We start from the raw sequence: 21,206 nt of genomic DNA on the forward strand, positions 1-21,206 counted from the left end.
CTTGGATGCAGAGATGAAAACGAGATGATTGATTCTATCTGGAATGGTGAAAAAGAATTCCTTGTTTCTGAATATAGAAATAATAAACGTAAATTCATTTTAGATGTTTATTACTGGTTGCAGTATTTTTACGAGAAACCAATACTGGATCAGGAATTCCCTGCTGTATGGCAGGATATGATGACATTCGATAATACCACTGAGCCAGAACAGTATATGAGTGACTTTAGCAACTTAGATTTATTTTTAAAAAAAATTCGTATTCAGATTTTGCATGGTAAAGGAAAAGACTATGTGAGAGTGAAACTTAGAACGCTGCTTAAACATTATGGTTATAAAAGAAGATCACAATTATTGATTCAACATATTAATCGTTGCCTGTATTTTTATCATCTTGAGATAACTGTGCGTGGCGGGATTCCTTGTTTAATAGAAGATGCTACATTAGATCAGATGTTAATATTTCATGTGATATAGATGTTCATTTTTCAGGAAATTATGCGTCTTCAAATAGAATTGAAAAATTGAAAAGCTGGATTCCAAAACTGTGGAGGTAGGATATGTCGCCAGAAGAAAGAGAACGTTCATATGAGCATTATAAACAATGGCAAATAAATAAAAACCGATATAAGCATGAATGTGTTGCTTATGTCCTCATAGTAGGTGTGATGGCAATATTTGTACTAAACCATTGGAAAAAGCTTTCTATTGGTTTTGTGGCAATCATTGCGGTCGTGTGTATTTATCTGTTAGCGATGTTAATCCGTAAAAATATTAAGGTACAACAGAAAGCTGCTGAGATGAAAAAGATTGCAGTAGAAGTTGGAGGTACAGATATAGTGATAGATCATGAAAAGGGAAAAGTCAGTTTTTCTGTACCAGCTGAAAATGCGGATGCAGTTATCAGTGATATTGAAAAAAATATGGGTAACTCAAAGTATAAACTTAAAGTATCACGAATCCAAAATCCTGATAATGAAATGAAAGATAAAAAAACAACCGATGTTGGCTATGTAAATAAGAATAGCCAAAGAAATAATGGAAAAACCGAACACAAAGGAACAGACAATAATCAATGGTTTTATAGTATGGAGTGTCTAAAATGCGGTCATAAGTACTTTGCAAACGGAAGTGATATAAAGATTAGAAAATGTCCAAATTGTCAAGGTGGTAAACCATAAGGGTGTTATCTATCACGATGATATTTTTTATATCAGGGAAAGGCTCAGAAAATTGTTCGAAAAATGGTAGATATTTAGTGATAGTGATGTATAATTGGGAACAACAAACCGGTATTTGAGGGGAAGTATATGAAAAATAAAAAGGTTCAGCTAATTATTGTTGTAATAGTTCTGTTATTCGCAATGATAACTATAATATTTTGTTGCAATAGAGGAAGAAAATATAATATTAGCATTACTATACCAGCAAGCGGTACAGAAGCCTTTATTTATTCAGATGAAGAAATAAGTCCAAAAGGCAACACTATTACATTGTATGTAGGAGAAGGTATGGGAGATGGCGAAATTGTATTGAAACCGATAGAAGTAAAAGAAGAAAATGCTTATGAGTCAACCTATATTACTCCAGGAATGCCTGTAAAGATGAGTGTAGAAAAAGGTGCTTGGTTCAAAATAGGGGTAAATAATTTGCAAAATTCTTCTGGAGAAGATATGGTTGTTTATATAACAGTTTCTGATGTTGATATTCGAATTGAATAGGAAAAGAACACCCTGTCCCCAAAAATAGAGGGGCAGGGTGTTCTTTTATCAATCATGAGGAAAAAATCCGCGAATTGTTTTTAAAACGCCATCATTATAACAGGAATCACAGGTAAAGCGGGCTGCATTTTTCACTGTACAATTAGCATTGCCCATAGCAAAACTGAAATAGGCCTGTTTGAGCATCTCAATGTCATTGGCTTGATCTCCAAAAGCCAGCGTTTCATGTATCGTTACGTTAAGAATTTCCTGAAGCCGGAAAAGTGCATTTCCTTTATTGACATCCGTTGCCATAAAATCGATCCAATGGGTTCCGGATACAGCACATCTGCAGATCTTATTCCATTTTTTAAGCCATTTTTCATCAATATTCTGGGCATTTTCAGGATGATAGAGAGACAATTTTATAATCTTCTCCGGTAAATCGAGAAGGGATGGACGAAATTGAATGTCATAGCCGTAATCTTCTGTCAGAAGACGTGAAAACTCCGGATCCGGACAGGAAGTATAGGCTCCGTTTGCAGTCTCCGCAAAATAAGGGTAACCGATAGCTGTATCAAAATCCTGAAAAAGGGATGTGTAGATATCTTCAGAAAGAGGAAATTCCGCACGTGTTTTGCTGTAAGTTCCTGTATAGGCACCATTGCTTGTAATATAAATAATATCATCCCTGATCGGAGCAAAAAGTTTTTCGATGCTGCATTTATGACGTCCGCTGGCAACCGCAAAATAAACACCTCTGGCTCTCAATGAACGGATCAGCGGAAAAATTTCCGGGTTAACATCATTTGTTCCTTCAGGTACAAGTGTTCCGTCAATGTCGGACACAATCAATTTTATCATAACAGACTCCTTTCACATTTATGCCGTATTTATGGATTATAGCGAAGCAAAGAGAATACGTCAAGAATAAGCATAAAAGTTATTTCTGGAAAATAGATTGAAAAGAGCCTATGAATGGAGGATGATCAATGGAACGTCTTGTTCGTGTTTCAATGACTTTAATATTATCCTGGATCGTATTTGCAGCAGGTACACTTTGGGTCCTGGGTGAAAACATACCGGAGGATGATACTCTTTATTCAAAAATAAACGCGAGGGCTGCAGTTCTTGCAGATGGAGATACGGGGCGTATTTTATGGGGGAAGAATGAAGATGAATCGATGGCTATGGCGAGTACGACAAAAATCATGACCTGCCTTGTTGCTCTGGAAAATTGCGATTTAAATGAAAATGTGTCGATTTCGGAATACGCTGCAAGTATGCCGGATGTTAAACTTAATGCTGTGGCCGGTGATGTTTTCAGGATGGAAGATCTTCTTTATGCGCTGATGCTGGAATCGGATAATGATGTGGCTGTGGCCATTGCGGAACATGTAGGAGGAAGTGTGGAAAGTTTCGCAGAGATGATGAATGGGCGTGCCCGAAAGATGGGCTGTGAACGTACATGTTTTGTTACACCAAACGGTCTGGATGCACCGGGCCATGCGACAACCGCCGCCGAACTGGCAAAAATAGCGTCCGAAGCCATCAAAAACACCGACTTTGTAAAAATCATCGGAACCGAATACCATTCCTTCTCAAATACGGATGACACACGCCATTATGAAGTCTCTAATAAAAATGCCTTTCTCAGTATGATGCCGGGAGCTTTCGGAATTAAAACAGGTTTTACCGGTGATGCGGGATATTGTTTTGTCGGTGCATTAGAAGATGATGGAAGAAGATTTATTTCTGTTGTTCTCGGCAGCGGCTGGCCTCCGGACAAAAATTTAAAATGGACGGACACCAGAAATCTGATGAATTACGGGCTGGAACATTTTCATCGAAAAGAGACCAGCATAAAAAATATAAAAATGGGAGAAATAAAGGTTGAAGGCGGTGTGAAGGACACCGTTTTGCTCATGGTGGAGGATATACCGGAAAAAATACTTATGGGCGATACCGAAGAAATACAGATTTCCAGTATGTACCTGTTATCATGCAAGGCGCCTGTGGAAAAACATACACTTGTCGGACAAGTAAATTTTAAAATCGGTGACGATATTGTAAAAAACTGTAAAATTTATACAGAAGAAACAGTTGAAAAAAAGACCTTTTTGTTTGCTGTGAAGAAAATATTTACCGAATGGATCGGCTTATAGCTTGAAAAACATCAAAATCTGACATATAATTGTTGAGAATAATGGGATTACGGAGGAATGCAGATGAATAAGAATACACAACTGTCTGCCAGAGAACGGATTGCCGCACTTTTTGACGAACAGAGCTTTGTCGAGATTGGTGCCATGATTCAGGCAAGAAACACAGATTTTAATATGGCAGACCAAAAAACACCTGCGGACGGTGTCGTTACCGGTTATGGTACGGTCAATGGTGTACTTGTTTATGCCTACAGTCAGGACAGAGACGTTTTAGGCGGTTCTGTCGGTGAGATGCACGCAAAAAAGATTGCCCGTATCTATGATATGGCTCTGAAGATGGGTGCTCCTGTTGTGAGCATGATCGACAGTGCTGGCATGCGCCTTCAGGAAAGAACGGATGCACTGGATGCACTTGGCATGCTTTATCAGAAAATGGTACAGGCATCCGGAGTCATACCTCAGATTACAGGTATTTTTGGCAGATGCGGCGGAGGCATGGCCATCCTTCCTGCTCTGGCAGACTTTTCTTTTGCGGTTAAAGACAAAAGCGAGATTTTTGTAAATACGCCGAATGCGCTTAAAGACAATCACAAAGATAAACTTGATACTTCCTGTGCCGACTATCGTTCAGAAGTAACCGGAGAAATTGACGGTGTCGGTGAAGATGATATGGATGTTCTTTTAAAAATCAGAGAATTGCTTTCTGTTTTGCCGTCCAATCATATGGAAGGGGCAGAAAATATGCGTGAAACAGCGGATGATCTCAATCGCGAGAATCCTGCACTTGAAAACACACGGGATACCCTTTATATTTTAAAAGATATTTCCGATCAGCATGAGTTTATTGAGGTAAAACCGGATTTTGCAAAAAATATGGTCACAGGTTTCATGATTTTAAACGGGAACACCGTCGGGGCTATAGCAAACAGAGAAGAAATCCTGGATGAAGAGGGGCATGCGGCAGAAAAGATGTCACCGGCACTTTCATCGGATGGTATGCGTAAAGCTGAAAAATTTATCCGGTTTTGCAATGCCTTTGCCATTCCGGTTCTTACACTTGTAAATGTAGACGGATATAAAGCGACAGTGGATGAAGAAAAATATCTGGCTCCGGCACTTGCAGACCTGACACGGGCTTATGCGTCTGCATCTGTTCCAAAAGTATCGCTCATCATCGGAAAGGCTTTTGGCAGCGGCTATTTATGTATGGGAAGCCGTCACATTGGCTCGGATCTGACCTATGCATGGGCAGACAGCCATATTGGTATGATGGATGGGGATGCTGCCGTAAAGATCATATATGCCGAAGAGATCAAAGCCTCAGACACCCCGGATGCTTTTATACGTGAACAATCAGAAGCTTACAATGCCCTTCAGAACAGTCCGGACTCAGCAGCTTCCAGAGGATATGTGGACCATATCATTCACCCTGCAGCCACACGCAAATATATGATTTCCGCATTTGACATGCTTGCAGGAAAGAGAAGAAACAGTTAGCGGGGTGACAGATATATGAAAAAGGTGCTTTCTGCTTTATTAATGGTAATGGTCATCATCAGCTGTACTGCCTGCGGACAGGATACGGGAAGTATCATGCAAAATGCCGCAATGAATACACTTATGGGTATGGGAACCGTTTTTTTTGTTCTTGTTCTCATTTCCATCATCATTTACGGTTTTAGTTTTATCGGAAAAATGCAGAACAAAGTTCCTGCAAAGGAAGAAAAACCGGAACCTGCCCTTCCTGCGGCAGAAGAGGAAGAGCTATGTGATGACCTTGAACTTGTTGCTGTCATAGCAGCTGCGATCGCGGCCTATGAAGATGTCCCTGCGGATTCTTTTGTTGTTCGCTCGATCCGCAGAAAGAAAACAGCTGACCGCTGGAAAAATGCCTAAGGGGAGGATTCAAAGTAAGATGAAAAATTATACAATTACAGTCAATGGAAAAGTTTATGAAGTGACCGTGGAAGAAAATACACAAAACGGTGTGAAAAAAGAAACTGCCGCTCCGGCGCCATCCGCAAATCCGGCACCTGTCCGGACCGTAAATACCGGAGCTGCTGTCGGAGGAACACCTGTAAAAGCTCCGATGCCGGGAAAGATACTTGATGTGAAAGTGTCTCAGGGTCAGAATGTGAAACGCGGGGACGTGCTTATGGTACTTGAAGCTATGAAGATGGAGAACGAAATTGTTGCACCGGAAGATGGAACTGTTGCCAGTGTACAGGTATCTGCGGGAAGTGTTGTTGAAGCCGGAGATGTACTGGCATCATTAAAGCAGTCCTGATGACAGGGAGGAGATTTGATGGATTATATTGTTGAAACGATGGATAATCTCATTCATCAGACAGCCTTCTTTAATCTGACATGGGGAAATTACCTGATGATTTTTGTCGCCTGTTTTTTCCTCTATCTTGCCATTCGAAAAGGATATGAACCTTTACTTCTGGTTCCGATCTCTTTCGGAATGCTGCTGGTGAATCTGTTTCCTGATATTATGGCTTCGCCGGAAACGACAGCCAACGGCATCGGCGGATTACTGCATTATTTTTACTTACTGGATGAATGGGCTATACTGCCGTCACTCATTTTCCTTGGCGTGGGAGCTATGACGGATTTCGGACCGCTGATCGCCAATCCGATCAGTTTTCTGCTGGGTGCTGCAGCTCAGTTTGGTATTTTTTTCGCCTACCTTTCTGCAATCCTGTTGGGATTTAATGATAAAGCAGCCGCAGCCATCTCCATTATCGGAGGCGCTGACGGACCAACGTCCATTTTCCTTGCCGGCATGCTCGGACAGGGAGATTTAATGGGACCGATCGCTGTTGCGGCCTATTCCTATATGTCTCTCGTTCCTATTATCCAGCCGCCGATCATGCGTTTACTGACAACCAAAGAAGAACGTTCCATCAAGATGGAACAGCTGCGTCCGGTCTCTAAACTGGAAAAGATTCTTTTTCCAATCGTTGTAACGATCGTTGTTGTCCTTATTCTTCCGACAACGGCACCTCTTGTCGGCATGTTGATGCTCGGAAATCTTTTCAGAGAATCCGGTGTGGTCAAACAGCTTACAGAGACAGCTTCCAACGCACTGATGTACATTGTCGTTATTATTCTCGGAACCAGTGTCGGCGCAACAACAAGTGCGGAAGCCTTCCTGAATTTTCAGACACTGAAAATCGTTGCTCTCGGACTGATCGCTTTTGCTGTAGGTACAGCATCCGGTGTACTTTTTGGAAAACTCTTATGTAAAATCACCGGAGGAAAGATCAATCCGCTCATTGGTTCGGCAGGTGTATCTGCGGTCCCAATGGCAGCCAGAGTATCTCAGAAAGTCGGTGCGGAAGAAGACCCTACGAATTTCCTTTTGATGCATGCTATGGGTCCAAATGTGGCCGGAGTTATCGGAACAGCTGTTGCTGCCGGTGTCTTCATGGCAATATTTGGTGTGGGTTGATGATAAAGACCGATATGAGGAGGTAAAAGATATGTCAGAACAAGTGAAAAAACCGGTGAAAATTACAGAAACCGTATTGAGAGACGCACATCAGTCACTGATTGCCACCCGAATGACAACAGAACAGATGCTGCCGATCATAGAAAAAATGGATCAGGTCGGATACCATTCCGTTGAATGCTGGGGCGGTGCCACATTTGATGCCTGCCTTCGGTTTTTAAAAGAAGATCCGTGGGAACGTCTGAGAAAATTAAGAGACGGATTTAAACATACAAAACTTCAGATGCTTTTCAGAGGCCAGAATATTCTCGGTTACCGCCATTATGCGGATGATGTAGTTGAATATTTTGTACAGAAATCTATTGCGAACGGTATCGATATCATTCGAATTTTTGATGCGTTAAACGACCTTCGAAATCTGGAAACATCTGTAAAGGCCACAGTAAAAGAGGGGGGACATGCCCAGGTGGCACTTTCCTATACACTGGGCGATGCCTACACACTGGATTACTGGAAAGATATCGCAAAGCGGATTGAAGATATGGGAGCGGATTCCATCTGTATCAAGGATATGGCCGGACTTCTCGTTCCATATGCTGCCACTGAGCTTGTGACCGCACTGAAAGAATCCACATCCCTGCCGATTCAGCTCCACACCCACTATACAAGCGGTGTGGCATCTATGACCTATTTAAAAGCTGTTGAAGCCGGATGTGATGTTATTGATACAGCCATGTCTCCGCTGGCTCTCGGCACAAGTCAGCCGGCCACAGAGGTTATGGTGGAAACTTTCAAGGGTACGCCTTACGATACCGGACTGGATCAGAAAATCCTTTCTGAGATTTCTGAATATTTCCGTCCGATCCGTGAAACATCCATTGAGAGCGGACTTCTGAACCCAAAGGTACTCGGTGTCAATATCAAAACTTTATTGTATCAGGTTCCGGGAGGCATGCTTTCAAATCTGGTATCCCAGTTAAAAGAAGCCCATGCGGAAGATAAGTACTATGAAGTTCTGGAAGAAATTCCGAGAGTCCGCAAAGACTTTGGAGAACCGCCGCTTGTTACACCATCCAGCCAGATCGTCGGAACACAGGCGGTACTCAATGTACTTATGGGTGAACGCTATAAAATGATCACAAAGGAAAGCAAAGCCCTTTTAAAAGGCGAATATGGTCAGACAGTCAAACCTTTTAATCCGGAAGTACAGAAAAAGGCCATCGGTGATGAAACACCGATCACCTGCCGTCCGGCGGATCTGATCCCGAATGAACTTCAGACACTCGAAAAAGAGATGGCAGCATACAAATGTCAGGATGAAGATGTCTTGTCTTATGCTTTATTCCCTCAGGTTGCCACAGAGTTTTTTAAATATCGTCAGGCACAGAAGAGTGGTTTTGATGAAGATAAAGCGGATATGCAAAATAAAGTTTATCCGGTATAGAATAATAGAGAAAAAAGAGCTGGTCCCCATGGAATCAGCTCTTTTTTTGCTGTTCATACGATAATTAATTAACAAAAAGTTTAAATGGAGTTTGCAAATAATTTGCGCACAAATAAAATTGAACATAAATCCAAAAATAAAATTGTGTAATATGACGAAAAGGCAAATAGTACTTTACAGTTTTTGATAACTATGTCATAATAAAACATAAGAGGGATAACGGTTAAAATATTAACACTAAATGTTATTATTTGATTCCAAAAAGTTATCAAATATCACTTTTCTGACCAGTCAGAATGTGGTACGAAAAAAGTAAATTTACCAACTAAAAGGAGAAGGACGTTATGAAAGAAGTAGTAATCGTAAGCGCATGTAGAACACCTATTGGATCTTTTGGAGGATCTTTAAAATCTGTATCCGCAGCAGATTTAGGAGCTATCACAGTTAAAGAAGCAATCAAAAGAGCAGGTATTGCTCCTGAGATGGTAGAAGAAGTTGTTTATGGTAACGTATTACAGGCTGGTCTTGGACAGAACGTAGCACGTCAGGTATCCATCAAAGCAGGTCTTCCTGTTGAAACAACAGCAGTTACAATCAATATCGTATGTGGTTCCGGTCTTAAGACAGTTGCTATGGCAGCTCAGGCAATCAAAGCAGGCGATGCTGATATCATCGTAGCAGGTGGTACAGAGAATATGAGCCTTGCTCCATATGTTCTTCCATCCGCAAGATGGGGAGCAAGAATGAACAACTCCACTATGATCGATGCTATGGTTAATGATGGTCTCTGGGATGCTTTCAATCAGTATCATATGGGTATCACAGCAGAAAACGTAGCAGAACAGTGGGGAATTACAAGAGAAGAACAGGATGCATTTGCAGTAGCAAGCCAGCAGAAAGCTGAAGCTGCAATCAAAGCAGGTAAATTCAAAGAAGAAATCGTTCCTGTTGAAATTCCACAGAAAAAAGGCGATCCTGTAATCTTTGATACAGACGAATATCCAAAATTCGGTGCTTCCATCGAAAAAATGGCTAAATTAAAACCAGCATTCAAAAAAGGCGGTACAGTAACAGCTGCTAACGCTTCCGGTATCAATGATGGTGCTGCAGCATTAGTTGTTATGTCCAAAGATAAAGCTCAGGAACTCGGATTAAACTGGTTATGTGAAGTTGTAGCATACGCTACAGGCGGTGTTGACCCAAGTATCATGGGTGTTGGACCGATCGCTTCCTGTACAAAAGCTTTAGCAAAAGCTGGTATGACAATCGAAGATATCGACTTAGTTGAAGCAAACGAAGCTTTCGCAGCTCAGTCTCTCGCTGTAGCAAGAGATCTTAAGTTTGATATGGATAAAGTTAATGTTAACGGTGGTGCTATTGCATTAGGACATCCAATCGGTGATTCCGGTGCAAGAATCCTTGTAACATTAATCCACGAAATGATCAAGAGAGATTCCAAGACAGGTTTAGCAACACTGTGTATCGGTGGTGGCCAGGGTCAGACTCTCATCATCAAGAGATAATTATGATAATAAAGGGTCAAAAGCTTATGCTTTTGACCCTGTTTATGTATCTTCGTCAATTATTACAATGCAACCTGCGGTATTTTGTGAAAAAGGCAGAATCCCTCAGGTTTTCTTTTTTTTAATTTTGTGGTATGATAGAGCGTAGCATATTTTACTGCGAGGAATTCATATGAAAAAATGCATTATAATTGGCGGCGGTGCTGCGGGAATGTACAGTGCCATCATCGCTGCATCCGGAGGGATGGACGTATCCATCTGGGAGAAAAATGAAAAATTGGGTAAAAAGCTGTTCATAACAGGAAAAGGCCGCTGTAATCTTACGAATAATTGTGAGACGGAAGACCTGTTTCGGAATGTTATGACCAACAGTAAATTTCTATACAGTGCTTTTTATCAATATAACAGTCAGGATGTCATGAAATTTTTTGAGTCTGAAGGTCTCGAAGTGAAGACTGAACGGGGAAACCGGGTTTTTCCTGCATCAGACAAATCATCGGATGTCATCCGGGTTCTGGAGAATAAGCTCAGACATCTTGGAGTAAAAATTGAATTGAACCGAAGAGCAAAAAGACTTCTCGTCGAAGACGGACGCTGTATCGGTGTTGAAGATGTCAGAGGACAACAAGAGTATGCAGATGCTGTACTTATTGCCTGCGGAGGATGTGCCTATCCTTCCACAGGTGCAACAGAAGACGGTTATCGAATGGCTGAAGCGGTTGGACACACTACAGTACTTCCAAGACCTTCTCTGGTGCCTATGGAGACCGAAGAGGACTGGTGCCGTGAATTAATGGGATTGTCTTTAAGAAATGTATCTGTTGTTGTCAGAAAGGGCAAAAAAAAGATTTATGAAGATTTCGGTGAGATGCTCTTTACCCATTTTGGAATAAGCGGACCTCTTGTTCTGAGTGCCAGTGCTTTCTGCGGAAAGCTTAAAGATTATAAAGATCTTATATTTTCTATTGATCTTAAACCGGCTCTCACGGCGGAACAGGTGGATGACCGGCTTCTTCGGATATTTGATGCCAATAAAAATAAACAGTTCCGTAACTGTCTGAACGGATTGCTTCCAAATAAACTTATTCCGGTAGCTATCCGGCTGTCCGGAATCGATCCATTTAAGCAGGTGAATCTCATATCCAGAGAAGAACGGGCACGATTTGGATATCTTCTGAAACATCTCGATATACATATTCGGGGATTTCGGGGATTTAATGAATCGATCGTGACCGGAGGCGGAATCAAAGTTAAGGAGATCAATCCGAAAACGATGGAATCAAAACTTGTAAAAAATTTATATTTTGCCGGTGAAGTTATCGATGTGGATGCATTGACCGGAGGCTTTAATTTACAGATTGCATGGTCAACAGGTTGGCTGGCAGCGAAAAATATGTTGGAGGTTATTGAAAATGAGCTTTAATATTGCCATTGATGGTCCGGCAGGTGCCGGGAAAAGTACAATAGCACGGGCGGCAGCACGAAATCTTGGTTTTTTATATGTAGATACAGGTGCCATGTATCGGGCAATCGCATTTTCGCTGATCCGCAGCGGTATCGAACCCGAGGACGAAGAAGGTATCGAAAATGTTCTGGAGAGTATGACCATACGTATTGTTTACTCCGACGGGGAACAGCAGATCCTCTTAAACGGTGAGAACGTTACAGCTTTCCTCCGAGATGAAGCTGTCGGCAATATGGCTTCAAGAAGTGCCTCAAATCCAAAGGTCCGTGAGAAACTGCTTCAACTTCAGAGAGATCTGGCAAAGGAGAATGATGTCATTATGGACGGCCGGGATATCGGCACCTTTGTGCTTCCGGATGCAGATGTTAAAGTTTATCTGACGGCCAGCGTAGAAGAACGGGCCAAACGCCGTTATCTGGAACTGATCGAAAAAGGGCAGGATGCGGATATGGAAAAGATCAAAGAAGATATCCGTACCCGTGATACTCAGGACATGAACCGGAGCATTGCACCTTTAAAACAGGCAAAAGATGCCGTTGTTATTGACAGTTCAAAACTGACCATTCCGGAAGTTATGGACCGGATCGTCGATGCATTTCAGGAATCATTGAAATTGAAAGGATAAATTGTTACATGGAAATTATACTTGCAAAAAGTGCAGGCTTTTGTCCCGGAGTGCGAAGGGCCGTCGATATGGTCTATGAGCAGACAAAGGAAAAAGAAGGTATTGAACCGGTCTATACCTACGGACCGATCATTCACAATGATGAAGTTGTCAAAGATCTGGAGGAAAAAGGCGTAAAAGTCATCCATTCTCTGGACGAGCTGGACCATCTTGTAAAGGGAACCGTTATTATCCGTTCTCACGGAGTCTCACGTCATACCTGTGAGACGATCGAAGCCAAAGGCTTTCACATCGTCGATGCCACATGTCCCTTTGTAAAGAGGATCCACAACATAGTGGAAGAGCAGGGAAAAGAAGGACGGGATATTATCATTATCGGAAATCCGGAGCATCCGGAGGTCCAGGGCATTCAGGGATGGTGCCTGACACCGTCGACCGTCATTCATACAGTTGATGAGGCTGTCAGTTTTTCACAGCAGAATGATAAAAAATTGTGCATAATATCACAAACGACATTTAATTACATTAAATTTAAAGAATTAGTTGAAATTCTTTGCAAAAAGGGTTATGATATAAACTGTATAAACTCGATTTGTAATGCTACGGCTGTTCGTCAGGAAGAAGCCAGAACCATTGCATCAAAAGCGGATGCAATGATCGTTATTGGTGATAAAAACAGTTCGAACACCCAGAAGCTATACGAAATCAGTAAAAAAGAATGCGAAAATACTTACTATATACAGACACTTGTTGATTTAGATTTAACTGCTTTTGAATCTATAAGGAATGTAGGTATTACAGCCGGGGCGTCAACCCCAAATAATATTATCGAGGAGGTTCATACTGCTATGTCAGAGATGAGTTTTGAACAATTATTGGAAGCGTCTTTAAAGACAATTAGAAATGGGGAGGTCGTTGAGGGTACTGTTATCGACGTTAAAGAAGATGAAATCATCCTTAATATAGGTTACAAAGCAGACGGAATTATCACACGTAACGAATATTCGAACACAGCAAACCTTGATCTTACCACAGTAGTCAATGTAGGCGACACAATGCAGGCAAAAGTTTTAAAAGTTAATGACGGCGAAGGCCAGGTATTATTAACATACAAGAGACTTCTTGCTGAAAAAGGAAACAAGAGACTTGAAGATGCTTATAACAACAAAGAAGTGCTTACAGCAAAAGTTGTTAACGTACTTGACGGTGGTTTAAGCGTTGTTGTTGAAGAAGCAAGAGTATTTATTCCGGCAAGCCTTGTATCCGATACTTATGAAAAGAATCTTGCAAAATACGAAGGTCAGGAGATCAGCTTTGTGATCACTGAATTCAATCCTAGAAAACGTCGTATTATCGGTGACAGAAAACAGCTTCTCTTAGCTGAAAAAGCTCAGAAACAGAAAGAATTATTTGAACGCATCAACGTTGGTGATGTTGTTGAAGGTAAAGTAAAGAACGTTACAGATTTCGGTGCATTCATCGATCTCGGCGGTGCTGACGGACTTCTCCACATCTCCGAAATGTCCTGGGGACGTGTTGAAAACCCTAAGAAGTTATTAAAAGTTGGTGATGACATCACTGTACTTATCAAAGATATCCAGGGTGAAAAGATCGCACTCAGCCTTAAATTTGCTGATCAGAATCCATGGTTAACAGCAGCTGAAAAATATGCTGTAGGTAATGTTGTTGAAGGTAAAGTTGCAAGAATGACAGACTTCGGTGCATTTGTTGAACTTGAACCAGGCGTAGACGCATTACTTCATGTTTCTCAGATTTCCAGAGAACATGTTGAAAAACCGGCAGATGTTCTTAAAGTTGGCGAAACAATCACAGCTAAAGTTGTAGATTTCAACGAGGAAGACAGAAAGATCAGCCTCAGCATCAAAGCTATGGAGATGCCTGCTAAAGAAGAAAACACAGAAGAATAATCATCGGACATATAGATGCAGGAATATACATATGTATGTTCCTGCATCTTTTATTATTGTATAGGAAAGTTCGAAAAACTTTCCTATACAATAATAACGTTCCACTAGGGATGCGCACTCGCTTAAGAGGTATTTACCGCATAGCGGTATCGCTCGGCGCGGCAAAGTGTGCTTCGCATGTGGTTGATTTTTAAACGCGATAGTGTGCGAAGCACACTTTGTTCTTGGATAGGAAAGTGATGCGTTAATGGATACATTTAAACTTCTGAAACTTAAGAATTATTTTTCACATCTTGTTCTGGGAACATTCGTCTTGCTGACAGGAACCGGAATCATTCAGTCCATTGTTCTGGAGATGATTCAGGAATATGATCCCGCCTCAAAAACAGCCTACATATGCGGATTGATCGCCTGCGGTGTCATCGCACTTTACGGCATTTATGAAATTCTTCGGGCCTTTTATTTTGAAAAACATATTTTTAAAAATCTTGAGCCGGAAGAGGAAGAAGAATTTCTTGATGAACTTTGCGAGCATGTTCTATTTTCCTTGCCGGGTAAAGCTGTCATGACCGAAAACTATCTTTTGCTTCCGGTCAAAGGAAGCCTCGGGGCCCGTGTTTTTTCAAATAATCAGATTGTTGGATGTTTTCAGACAACCACACATAAAGAAGAGAATGCTTCCGAGGGTGCAATGATTCTTTTTGATACAGATTTTAAAAGCTGCAATATCAATCTGAGCGGAAAAGGGAGCGGTCAGGCCATGGCCCGTCTTTACGAAAAAATCTGTTCCTCACTTCCATGGATCTTTCACGAAGACTATGAAAGTTTTCTTGTCCAGATGCGTAAAATCGGACATCGGAAAAAAATTCTGAAACAGCTGAAAGACAGACGTATGCGCTGCGAGACCGCATATGACAGTGATGTAGAAGCAGAAAAGGAATTAGAAGCCGTGACAGAGGATGTCAAAGAAAAATTAAATCCGGAATCCTTTTTAAAAAACTTTCTGTCAAAGAAATCCAAATAATCGAAAGAGCATCTGGATATATTCTCTCTGCTTTTCCTTATCCTGCATAAATCGGGCATCGGGCAGAAACCATGTATAACAGTTTTCTTTACAGGCCTTTTCCTGATAGCTGGGATCCATATATTTTGCCATGGACTTTGGAAGTGCATAATCTTCTGCCGGAAGATAAACATAATTCCTGTAATCCGTATAATAGTAGCGTAGTCCCCTTTCATATACCGGAACGAGGAGACTTACAAAGCGGCCTGCTGCGCTAAGCTTTATATCATAAGCTTCCCACTCAAAAGAGCTTTTAAGAGGCGAAAAGGATTTCAGCTTAAACCGGATCTTATGCTGTTCTGTGCAGAGTGTTTCTGCGATTTCATAATCACCGTGAAAGAAATTCAGCCAGCCTTGCATCGGCAGAAGAAGCATAAGCGATTCAATATCATTTATATTGTGTAAAAACAAAAGATTCAGCATATCTGGGTCTTTTGTTTTTATATAGTCGTGATAAGTTCTTATAAGCTTACGGCCTTCCGGTGCAGCCGGGAATTTATATCCCATCCATTGGCTCAATGTTTTCAGCTTCATATTCGGAACCGGCCATATTTTTTTCAGAGGCAGATATTTTCTATAAAGGTCACAGTGATCAATTTGCAAGGCAGACAAGGGATTTAAAAGACCACACTGTTCATAACGGCTGCTTAAAAAAGGCAGGTCAAATTTTGTACCGTTATAGGTTATAAGAACCGGAGAACTTTCGAAATCTACAAAATCGAAAAGCCATTGTGAAAAACCTTTCAGAATATCCTGCTCCCCAAAAAGTTCCAGTGAATCCGCAAGCCACTGGATCATATGGAGCTTTTGATCTTCAAACCATCCGCAGCCGATCATAAAAAGAGCAGACATCTCCGGCGAAAGCCCCGTCGTTTCAACATCCAGCAAAATCATTTGCCCGTCGATAGCTTCAGGTACAGTAAGCGATGATATATAGTGATTTATTTTCATGGATAAACTCCTTAATTAAATTATAATGTTTTCTGACGCTCTAATTATAAACTGAAAAAAAGGGGTTCGTAAATTGATTTTTTAAACAAAATCGTGTATAGTAGAATAAAAACTCGGAGGCACGAAACCATGACATTTTATACAGACTTTTATCATATTTTATGGTTTTTTATTATTTACTGTATGGCCGGATGGATATGGGAGAGCTGTTTTTGTTCAATCAAAGCAAAAAAATGGATCAATCGCGGTTTTTTGCTCGGCCCCTACATACCGATTTACGGATGCGGCGCACTCAGCGTATATCTGCTCTTGTATCCTGCACAGGAGCATTTGCTTGCTGTCTTTACAGGCGGTATGATTCTGGCTTCAATTCTTGAATTTTTCACTTCCTGGATCATGGAAAAATTATTTGCAGCCACATGGTGGGATTACAGCAAAGAAAAATTTAATATCCAGGGAAGAATATGTTTGAAAGCATCCCTTTTATGGGGCTTTTTTTCGGTAGGGATGGTTAAATTCCTTCATCCTGCTGTTTTAATGTTGATTGAAAAAATTCCAAGAAATATCGGCAATATTTTAGGTACACTTTTTGTATTCGTATTTTCATCCGATGTTGTTCACACGGTTCTTGCAACATGGGACATCAAAAAAACACTGGAAAAGATGGAAACGATACGTTCCGATATCCGCCAGTTTGCGGAGGTACATAATATTGACTTCCTGTCTGAAGACATGCCTCCGGCACGCATGCTGGCCCGATTGAAAGAGCAGTGGGAGGAACGCAGAGAACATCTTGGGAATCTGCCTTTGACAGGTACGATTCATGAGTATCGCATGGAACTTGAAGAAAAACTGGAATATCTGGTTGACCGTTATGAGGAAAACCGATTGAAACACCGTCATACCTTTTTGCATCACATGAAATCTTATCCGAACTTTAAATCGGTACGCTATGAAAAGGTATTGGATGATGTAAAAAAACGTTTAGATAAACTCAGAAAGGATATGTAACATGATTGGGTTTGTTCGTGGAAATCTTGTGGAAAAAGGCAGTGATCATGTGATTGTTGACAATCAGGGGATCGGCTATTTAATTTATACACCCGAGTCAGTTTTAAATGAGCTGCCTCCCATCGGAAATATAGTAAAAATACATACGTTCATGTATGTGCGTGAAGATCAGCTTGCACTCTATGGATTTTTAACACGGGATGATCTTGAGATTTTTAAGATGCTGATCGGTGTCAGCGGCATCGGTCCGAAGGGCGCACTCGGTATTTTATCGACCATCGCACCAAATCAGTTCCGTCTCGCAGTCCTTTCCGGCGATTCAAAAACCATTTCCAAATCGCCGGGTATCGGTCCGAAGACGGCGCAGAAACTAATCATTGAACTAAAAGACAAGATGAAGATCGAAGATGTTTTTGAGGATGATATCCCGGCAGATCTGAATGGCTCTGATTATGATCAGGATGCGGGCAAAGAGGCTGTTATGGCACTCGTATCTCTCGGCTATTCAGAAAGTGAGGCCTTTGCGGCACTCAAGAAGATCACACTGACACCGGATATGGACAGCGAGACCATATTGAAGCTTGCGTTAAAAAAGATGCTGACATTTTAGGGGCAATGTAGAATGAATAAAAGAATTATTACAACAGAATTTATAGAAGAAGATATAAAAACGGATAACCGTCTCCGTCCGGAACGATTAAAAGATTATATCGGGCAGCAAAAAATCAAGGATGTGCTTGAGATTTATATTCAGGCTGCAAAACAGAGAGACGAGGCATTGGATCATGTTCTTTTTTATGGCCCTCCCGGTCTTGGAAAGACGACCCTCGCCGGAATTATCGCAAAAGAGATGGGCGTTCATATGAAGATCACATCCGGTCCTGCCATTGAACGTCCCGGTGAGATTGCCGCCATATTAAATGGACTCAATCAGGGTGATATTTTATTCATTGATGAGATTCACCGGCTGAATCGTCAGGTAGAAGAAGTACTTTATCCGGCTATGGAAGATTTTGCCATTGATATTATGATCGGTAAAGGGGCTACGGCCCGTTCCATCCGTCTGGATCTTCCCCAGTTCACCCTGATCGGTGCAACGACCCGGGCCGGCATGCTTTCCGCACCTCTTCGTGACCGGTTCGGTGTGATCGAACGTCTGGAATTTTATTCTCCGGAAGATCTGAAAGAGATCATTCTCCGTTCGGCTTCTGTCTTACATATGGAGATGGACAGTGCGGGTGCCATGGAGCTTGCCCGCCGTTCAAGGGGAACACCTCGACTTGCCAATCGTCTGTTAAAACGTGTGCGGGATTATGCCCAGGTAAAATATGACGGCAAGGTGACAGAAAGTATTGCCAGAGAAGTTCTGGATATACTGGATGTGGACCGATATGGTCTGGATGCGGTGGACCGGAATGTTCTCTGGACGATGATTGAAAAATTCGGAGGCGGTCCCGTAGGACTGGACACACTGGCAGCTTCGATCGGAGAAGATTCGGGTACACTTGAAGATGTCTATGAACCTTACCTTTTACAGAATGGGTTCCTTCAAAGAACTCCAAGGGGACGTATCGTCACTCCGGCTGCCTACCGTCATCTTGGAATTCCTTTTGACGAAAAGTGTTGACAGAGAAAATATTTAGTCTTGTTTTTGCACAGAAGACAGATTATAATAAAAACAGCAGTTTTAGACTGGAGGGAACATAATGGCTGCCAAAAAAGATATACAAGTTGTGATCGGCGGAAAAGTTTATACGCTGAGTGGCTATGAAAGTGAAGAATATTTGCAGAAAATTGCCTTATACATAAATAATAAGATGGATGAGATGGATCAGATTTCGAATTATCGGCGATTAAGCGTTGATATGCAGAAGACACTGCTGGAATTAAATATGGCAGATGATTATTATAAGGCAAAAAGGCAGATTGAACTGCTTGAAACAGATATTGAAGAAAAAGATAAGATTGAATACGATCTGAAACATGAACTGATCAGCTCCCAGATTCATTTAGAGGAAGCCGAACAGACAATCGAGGAACTTAAAAACGAAATCAATGAATTACAGAAACAGATCGTAAAACTGGAAGCGAAATCTTATCAGGAACAATAAGGGGACTGTCAGACGGGAAATATTGAATTTCCCGTCTTTCTGGTTTTTCAAAGGTTGAAACAGGAGAGACAATCATGATTTCAAATCAAAAACAGGAAATAGAGATACTGGCACCGGCAGGATCGATCGACAGCATGAAAGCGGCCTTTTATGCCGGTGCCGATGCTGTTTATATGGGAGGCAGCCGTTTTGGAGCCCGTGCTTTTGCAAATAATCCGGACGAGGAAGAATTGAAGCGGGCCATCGATTATGCCCACCTGCATCACAAAAAAATCTATTTGACAATGAATACGCTTTTTAAGGAAAAAGAATTAGAAGAGGAGGCCTGTCGTTTTTTGAAACCTTACTATGAACAGGGGCTGGACGCTATTCTTGTCCAGGATACAGGACTTCTTTCCATGTTAAAGGACAGGTTTCCCGGGCTTCCCATCCATGCAAGCACTCAGATGACGATCACCGGAAATAGCATGACCCGATGGCTGGAAAAACAGGGACTGGAACGTATTGTTTTATCCAGAGAGCTTTCTCTTGAAGAACTTCAAAATATACGCAGCACTACCTCTATGGAGATGGAAGTGTTCGTTCAGGGGGCTCTCTGTTACTGTTATTCCGGGCAGTGCCTGATGAGCAGTTTTATTGGAGGACGAAGCGGAAACCGGGGCCGCTGTGCCCAGCCCTGCCGTCTTCCTTATCAGGCGGAAGGCTATAAGCAAAACAGCTATCTTCTCAGCCCGAAAGATATATGCACATTGAATGATATTCCGGATCTGGCCGACTGTGGCGTGAATTCTTTTAAGATTGAAGGCCGCATGAAAAAACCGGAATATGCGGCACTCACCGCATGGCTCTACCGGCACTATACAGATCAATATCTGACTTATGGAAGAGAAAAGTTTCATATTGACCCGAAAGATGTGGAACGGCTTATGGATTTATATAACCGGGGCGGCTTTTCCGGCGGTTATTTTCATCAATATAACAGTGAGCACATGATTTTTACAGAACGGCCGAATCATCTGGGTGTTCCAGCCGGAAAAACAGATAAAAAAGGCAGCCTTCAGGCATCGACCACCTTAAATCCGGGAGATGTTGTGGAGGTGCGCAGAAAAGACGGTAGCGTCCTTTCCCAGTGGACCATATCTTCTAAGCATGAAATTAAATCGACTCTTAAACCGCCGAAAAATGTGAAAATAAGTCCGGGAACATCTCTTTACAGAGTACGCAATGCTTCTTTGATCGAATCACTTGAAAAGGAATATATCGGAAAAGAACTGAAAGAAAAAATTTCAGGTTTCTTAAGAGTTATGAAAGATATGCCTGTTATTCTGAGGCTTCAGTGGAATAACATCTCTATAGAACTAAAAGGACCCGGGGCAGAAGCTGCCAAAAATCAGCCGATGACGGAGGAACAGCTGAAAAAGCCGATGCTAAAGACCGGGAACACACCTTTTGTATTTGACGATTTTCATGTGGAGACCGACGGCCTCTGTTATATTCCGAACAGCCAGTTAAATGAACTGCGCAGAGAGGCTCTTTCACGTCTGGAAAAGCGTTTTCTGGAACAGTTTTTCAGAAAATATGAAGATAAGCCGGTCTGTCCGGTAAAAAGTTGTGCGTCACCGTCGGATCCGGTGGAAGATATACCGCCGCTTTATGTTATGATTACCGGCAACGCTCTTATGAGCCGCAGTAAAATATTATCCGGTTTTCCGGAAGTCAAACGGGTCTACATGGAGCTGCACGAAGCTGTCAGAGAAGACTTT

At 41.7% G+C, this 21,206-nt stretch carries 21 protein-coding genes; 19 read left to right on the forward strand and 2 right to left on the reverse strand.

Going from position 1 to position 21,206, the window contains the following annotated elements; genetic code table 11:
- From QZZ35_RS03345 to QZZ35_RS03355, 3 genes are all read left to right on the forward strand, one after another.
- A partial coding sequence (locus tag QZZ35_RS03345; RefSeq protein ID WP_291236155.1) for a hypothetical protein occupies nucleotides 1-477 on the forward strand: 477 nt, incomplete at its 5' end.
- Between the two features lie 83 nt (nucleotides 478-560).
- A complete protein-coding gene (locus QZZ35_RS03350) occupies nucleotides 561-1,181 on the forward strand; it encodes a hypothetical protein (RefSeq protein ID WP_291236156.1) in 621 nt (206 codons plus the stop codon).
- Nucleotides 1,182-1,310: 129 nt separating this feature from the next.
- Nucleotides 1,311-1,721 (forward strand): hypothetical protein, encoded by a 411-nt coding sequence (locus tag QZZ35_RS03355; RefSeq protein ID WP_291236157.1) that lies wholly within the window; start codon nucleotides 1,311-1,313, stop codon nucleotides 1,719-1,721.
- 48 nt (nucleotides 1,722-1,769) lie between these two features.
- On the opposite strand, the gene QZZ35_RS03360 is transcribed toward QZZ35_RS03355, so the two are convergent.
- Nucleotides 1,770-2,564 (reverse strand): HAD family hydrolase, encoded by a 795-nt coding sequence (locus tag QZZ35_RS03360; RefSeq protein WP_291236158.1) that lies wholly within the window; start codon nucleotides 2,562-2,564, stop codon nucleotides 1,770-1,772.
- 128 nt (nucleotides 2,565-2,692) lie between these two features.
- Between QZZ35_RS03360 and QZZ35_RS03365 the strand changes: the two genes are divergently transcribed.
- The 11 genes from QZZ35_RS03365 (at nucleotide 2,693) to QZZ35_RS03415 (ending at nucleotide 15,331) form a co-directional block, all read left to right on the forward strand.
- A complete protein-coding gene (locus QZZ35_RS03365) occupies nucleotides 2,693-3,865 on the forward strand; it encodes a D-alanyl-D-alanine carboxypeptidase family protein (RefSeq protein ID WP_291236159.1) in 1,173 nt (390 codons plus the stop codon).
- A gap of 63 nt (nucleotides 3,866-3,928) precedes the next feature.
- On the forward strand, nucleotides 3,929-5,362 hold the full coding sequence (locus QZZ35_RS03370) for an acyl-CoA carboxylase subunit beta (protein ID WP_291236160.1): 1,434 nt from the start codon (nucleotides 3,929-3,931) through the stop codon (nucleotides 5,360-5,362).
- Between the two features lie 15 nt (nucleotides 5,363-5,377).
- Nucleotides 5,378-5,761: an OadG family protein gene (locus tag QZZ35_RS03375; protein WP_291236161.1), complete on the forward strand. Its 384-nt coding sequence runs from the start codon at nucleotides 5,378-5,380 to the stop codon at nucleotides 5,759-5,761.
- A 19-nt stretch (nucleotides 5,762-5,780) separates the two neighbouring features.
- The gene (locus QZZ35_RS03380) at nucleotides 5,781-6,152 is read left to right on the forward strand and encodes a biotin/lipoyl-containing protein (RefSeq protein ID WP_291236162.1); all 372 of its coding nucleotides are present in this window, start codon (nucleotides 5,781-5,783) and stop codon (nucleotides 6,150-6,152) included.
- 18 nt (nucleotides 6,153-6,170) lie between these two features.
- The gene (locus QZZ35_RS03385) at nucleotides 6,171-7,322 is read left to right on the forward strand and encodes a sodium ion-translocating decarboxylase subunit beta (protein WP_291236163.1); all 1,152 of its coding nucleotides are present in this window, start codon (nucleotides 6,171-6,173) and stop codon (nucleotides 7,320-7,322) included.
- A 31-nt stretch (nucleotides 7,323-7,353) separates the two neighbouring features.
- The gene (locus QZZ35_RS03390) at nucleotides 7,354-8,766 is read left to right on the forward strand and encodes an oxaloacetate decarboxylase subunit alpha (RefSeq protein ID WP_291236164.1); all 1,413 of its coding nucleotides are present in this window, start codon (nucleotides 7,354-7,356) and stop codon (nucleotides 8,764-8,766) included.
- Between the two features lie 344 nt (nucleotides 8,767-9,110).
- Complete coding sequence (locus tag QZZ35_RS03395; protein WP_291236165.1) at nucleotides 9,111-10,289, forward strand: acetyl-CoA C-acetyltransferase; 1,179 nt, start codon at nucleotides 9,111-9,113, stop codon at nucleotides 10,287-10,289.
- 172 nt (nucleotides 10,290-10,461) lie between these two features.
- Nucleotides 10,462-11,712 (forward strand): NAD(P)/FAD-dependent oxidoreductase, encoded by a 1,251-nt coding sequence (locus tag QZZ35_RS03400; protein WP_291236166.1) that lies wholly within the window; start codon nucleotides 10,462-10,464, stop codon nucleotides 11,710-11,712.
- A complete protein-coding gene (gene cmk / locus QZZ35_RS03405; RefSeq protein WP_291236167.1) occupies nucleotides 11,702-12,379 on the forward strand; it encodes a (d)CMP kinase in 678 nt (225 codons plus the stop codon). Before QZZ35_RS03400 ends, cmk begins: the two co-directional genes overlap by 11 nt.
- Before the next feature lie 8 nt (nucleotides 12,380-12,387).
- Nucleotides 12,388-14,307: a bifunctional 4-hydroxy-3-methylbut-2-enyl diphosphate reductase/30S ribosomal protein S1 gene (locus QZZ35_RS03410; protein ID WP_291236168.1), complete on the forward strand. Its 1,920-nt coding sequence runs from the start codon at nucleotides 12,388-12,390 to the stop codon at nucleotides 14,305-14,307.
- Nucleotides 14,308-14,554: 247 nt separating this feature from the next.
- Entirely contained in the window at nucleotides 14,555-15,331 is a 777-nt protein-coding gene (locus QZZ35_RS03415; RefSeq protein ID WP_291236169.1) for a hypothetical protein, read from the forward strand.
- Here QZZ35_RS03415 and QZZ35_RS03420 read toward each other — a convergent pair.
- On the reverse strand, nucleotides 15,314-16,321 hold the full coding sequence (locus QZZ35_RS03420; protein WP_291236170.1) for a ribonuclease H-like domain-containing protein: 1,008 nt from the start codon (nucleotides 16,319-16,321) through the stop codon (nucleotides 15,314-15,316). The two genes, QZZ35_RS03415 and QZZ35_RS03420, sit on opposite strands and share 18 nt — an antisense overlap.
- Before the next feature lie 129 nt (nucleotides 16,322-16,450).
- Between QZZ35_RS03420 and QZZ35_RS03425 the strand changes: the two genes are divergently transcribed.
- The 5 genes from QZZ35_RS03425 to QZZ35_RS03445 form a co-directional block, all read left to right on the forward strand.
- Nucleotides 16,451-17,332, forward strand: a complete 882-nt coding sequence (locus QZZ35_RS03425; RefSeq protein WP_291236171.1) for a putative ABC transporter permease — start codon at nucleotides 16,451-16,453, stop codon at nucleotides 17,330-17,332.
- A gap of 1 nt (nucleotide 17,333) precedes the next feature.
- Nucleotides 17,334-17,942, forward strand: coding sequence for a Holliday junction branch migration protein RuvA (gene ruvA, locus QZZ35_RS03430; protein ID WP_291236172.1), 609 nt, complete (start codon nucleotides 17,334-17,336; stop codon nucleotides 17,940-17,942).
- A 12-nt stretch (nucleotides 17,943-17,954) separates the two neighbouring features.
- A complete protein-coding gene (ruvB, locus tag QZZ35_RS03435; RefSeq protein ID WP_291234265.1) occupies nucleotides 17,955-18,959 on the forward strand; it encodes a Holliday junction branch migration DNA helicase RuvB in 1,005 nt (334 codons plus the stop codon).
- 79 nt (nucleotides 18,960-19,038) lie between these two features.
- Complete coding sequence (zapA, locus tag QZZ35_RS03440) at nucleotides 19,039-19,443, forward strand: cell division protein ZapA (RefSeq protein WP_291234264.1); 405 nt, start codon at nucleotides 19,039-19,041, stop codon at nucleotides 19,441-19,443.
- 74 nt (nucleotides 19,444-19,517) lie between these two features.
- Nucleotides 19,518-21,206 (forward strand): peptidase U32 family protein (locus QZZ35_RS03445; protein ID WP_291236173.1); only part of this gene is annotated, 1,689 nt, incomplete at its 3' end.

The organism is Frisingicoccus sp., assembly GCA_016298055.1.
Taxonomy (GTDB): Bacteria; Bacillota; Clostridia; order Lachnospirales; family Lachnospiraceae; genus Frisingicoccus.

Coding starts and splice junctions, on each gene's coding strand:
- QZZ35_RS03370 (WP_291236160.1), top strand. CDS start 3,929: ATGAATAAGAATACACAACTGTCTGCCAGAGAACGGATTGCCGCACTT.
- QZZ35_RS03350 (WP_291236156.1), top strand. CDS start 561: ATGTCGCCAGAAGAAAGAGAACGTTCATATGAGCATTATAAACAATGG.
- QZZ35_RS03390 (WP_291236164.1), top strand. CDS start 7,354: ATGTCAGAACAAGTGAAAAAACCGGTGAAAATTACAGAAACCGTATTG.
- ruvA (WP_291236172.1), top strand. CDS start 17,334: ATGATTGGGTTTGTTCGTGGAAATCTTGTGGAAAAAGGCAGTGATCAT.
- QZZ35_RS03355 (WP_291236157.1), top strand. CDS start 1,311: ATGAAAAATAAAAAGGTTCAGCTAATTATTGTTGTAATAGTTCTGTTA.
- zapA (WP_291234264.1), top strand. CDS start 19,039: ATGGCTGCCAAAAAAGATATACAAGTTGTGATCGGCGGAAAAGTTTAT.
- QZZ35_RS03415 (WP_291236169.1), top strand. CDS start 14,555: ATGGATACATTTAAACTTCTGAAACTTAAGAATTATTTTTCACATCTT.
- QZZ35_RS03420 (WP_291236170.1), bottom strand. CDS start 16,321: ATGAAAATAAATCACTATATATCATCGCTTACTGTACCTGAAGCTATC.
- QZZ35_RS03380 (WP_291236162.1), top strand. CDS start 5,781: ATGAAAAATTATACAATTACAGTCAATGGAAAAGTTTATGAAGTGACC.
- QZZ35_RS03360 (WP_291236158.1), bottom strand. CDS start 2,564: ATGATAAAATTGATTGTGTCCGACATTGACGGAACACTTGTACCTGAA.
- QZZ35_RS03400 (WP_291236166.1), top strand. CDS start 10,462: ATGAAAAAATGCATTATAATTGGCGGCGGTGCTGCGGGAATGTACAGT.
- QZZ35_RS03375 (WP_291236161.1), top strand. CDS start 5,378: ATGAAAAAGGTGCTTTCTGCTTTATTAATGGTAATGGTCATCATCAGC.
- QZZ35_RS03425 (WP_291236171.1), top strand. CDS start 16,451: ATGACATTTTATACAGACTTTTATCATATTTTATGGTTTTTTATTATT.
- QZZ35_RS03410 (WP_291236168.1), top strand. CDS start 12,388: ATGGAAATTATACTTGCAAAAAGTGCAGGCTTTTGTCCCGGAGTGCGA.
- QZZ35_RS03395 (WP_291236165.1), top strand. CDS start 9,111: ATGAAAGAAGTAGTAATCGTAAGCGCATGTAGAACACCTATTGGATCT.
- cmk (WP_291236167.1), top strand. CDS start 11,702: ATGAGCTTTAATATTGCCATTGATGGTCCGGCAGGTGCCGGGAAAAGT.
- QZZ35_RS03385 (WP_291236163.1), top strand. CDS start 6,171: ATGGATTATATTGTTGAAACGATGGATAATCTCATTCATCAGACAGCC.
- QZZ35_RS03365 (WP_291236159.1), top strand. CDS start 2,693: ATGGAACGTCTTGTTCGTGTTTCAATGACTTTAATATTATCCTGGATC.
- ruvB (WP_291234265.1), top strand. CDS start 17,955: ATGAATAAAAGAATTATTACAACAGAATTTATAGAAGAAGATATAAAA.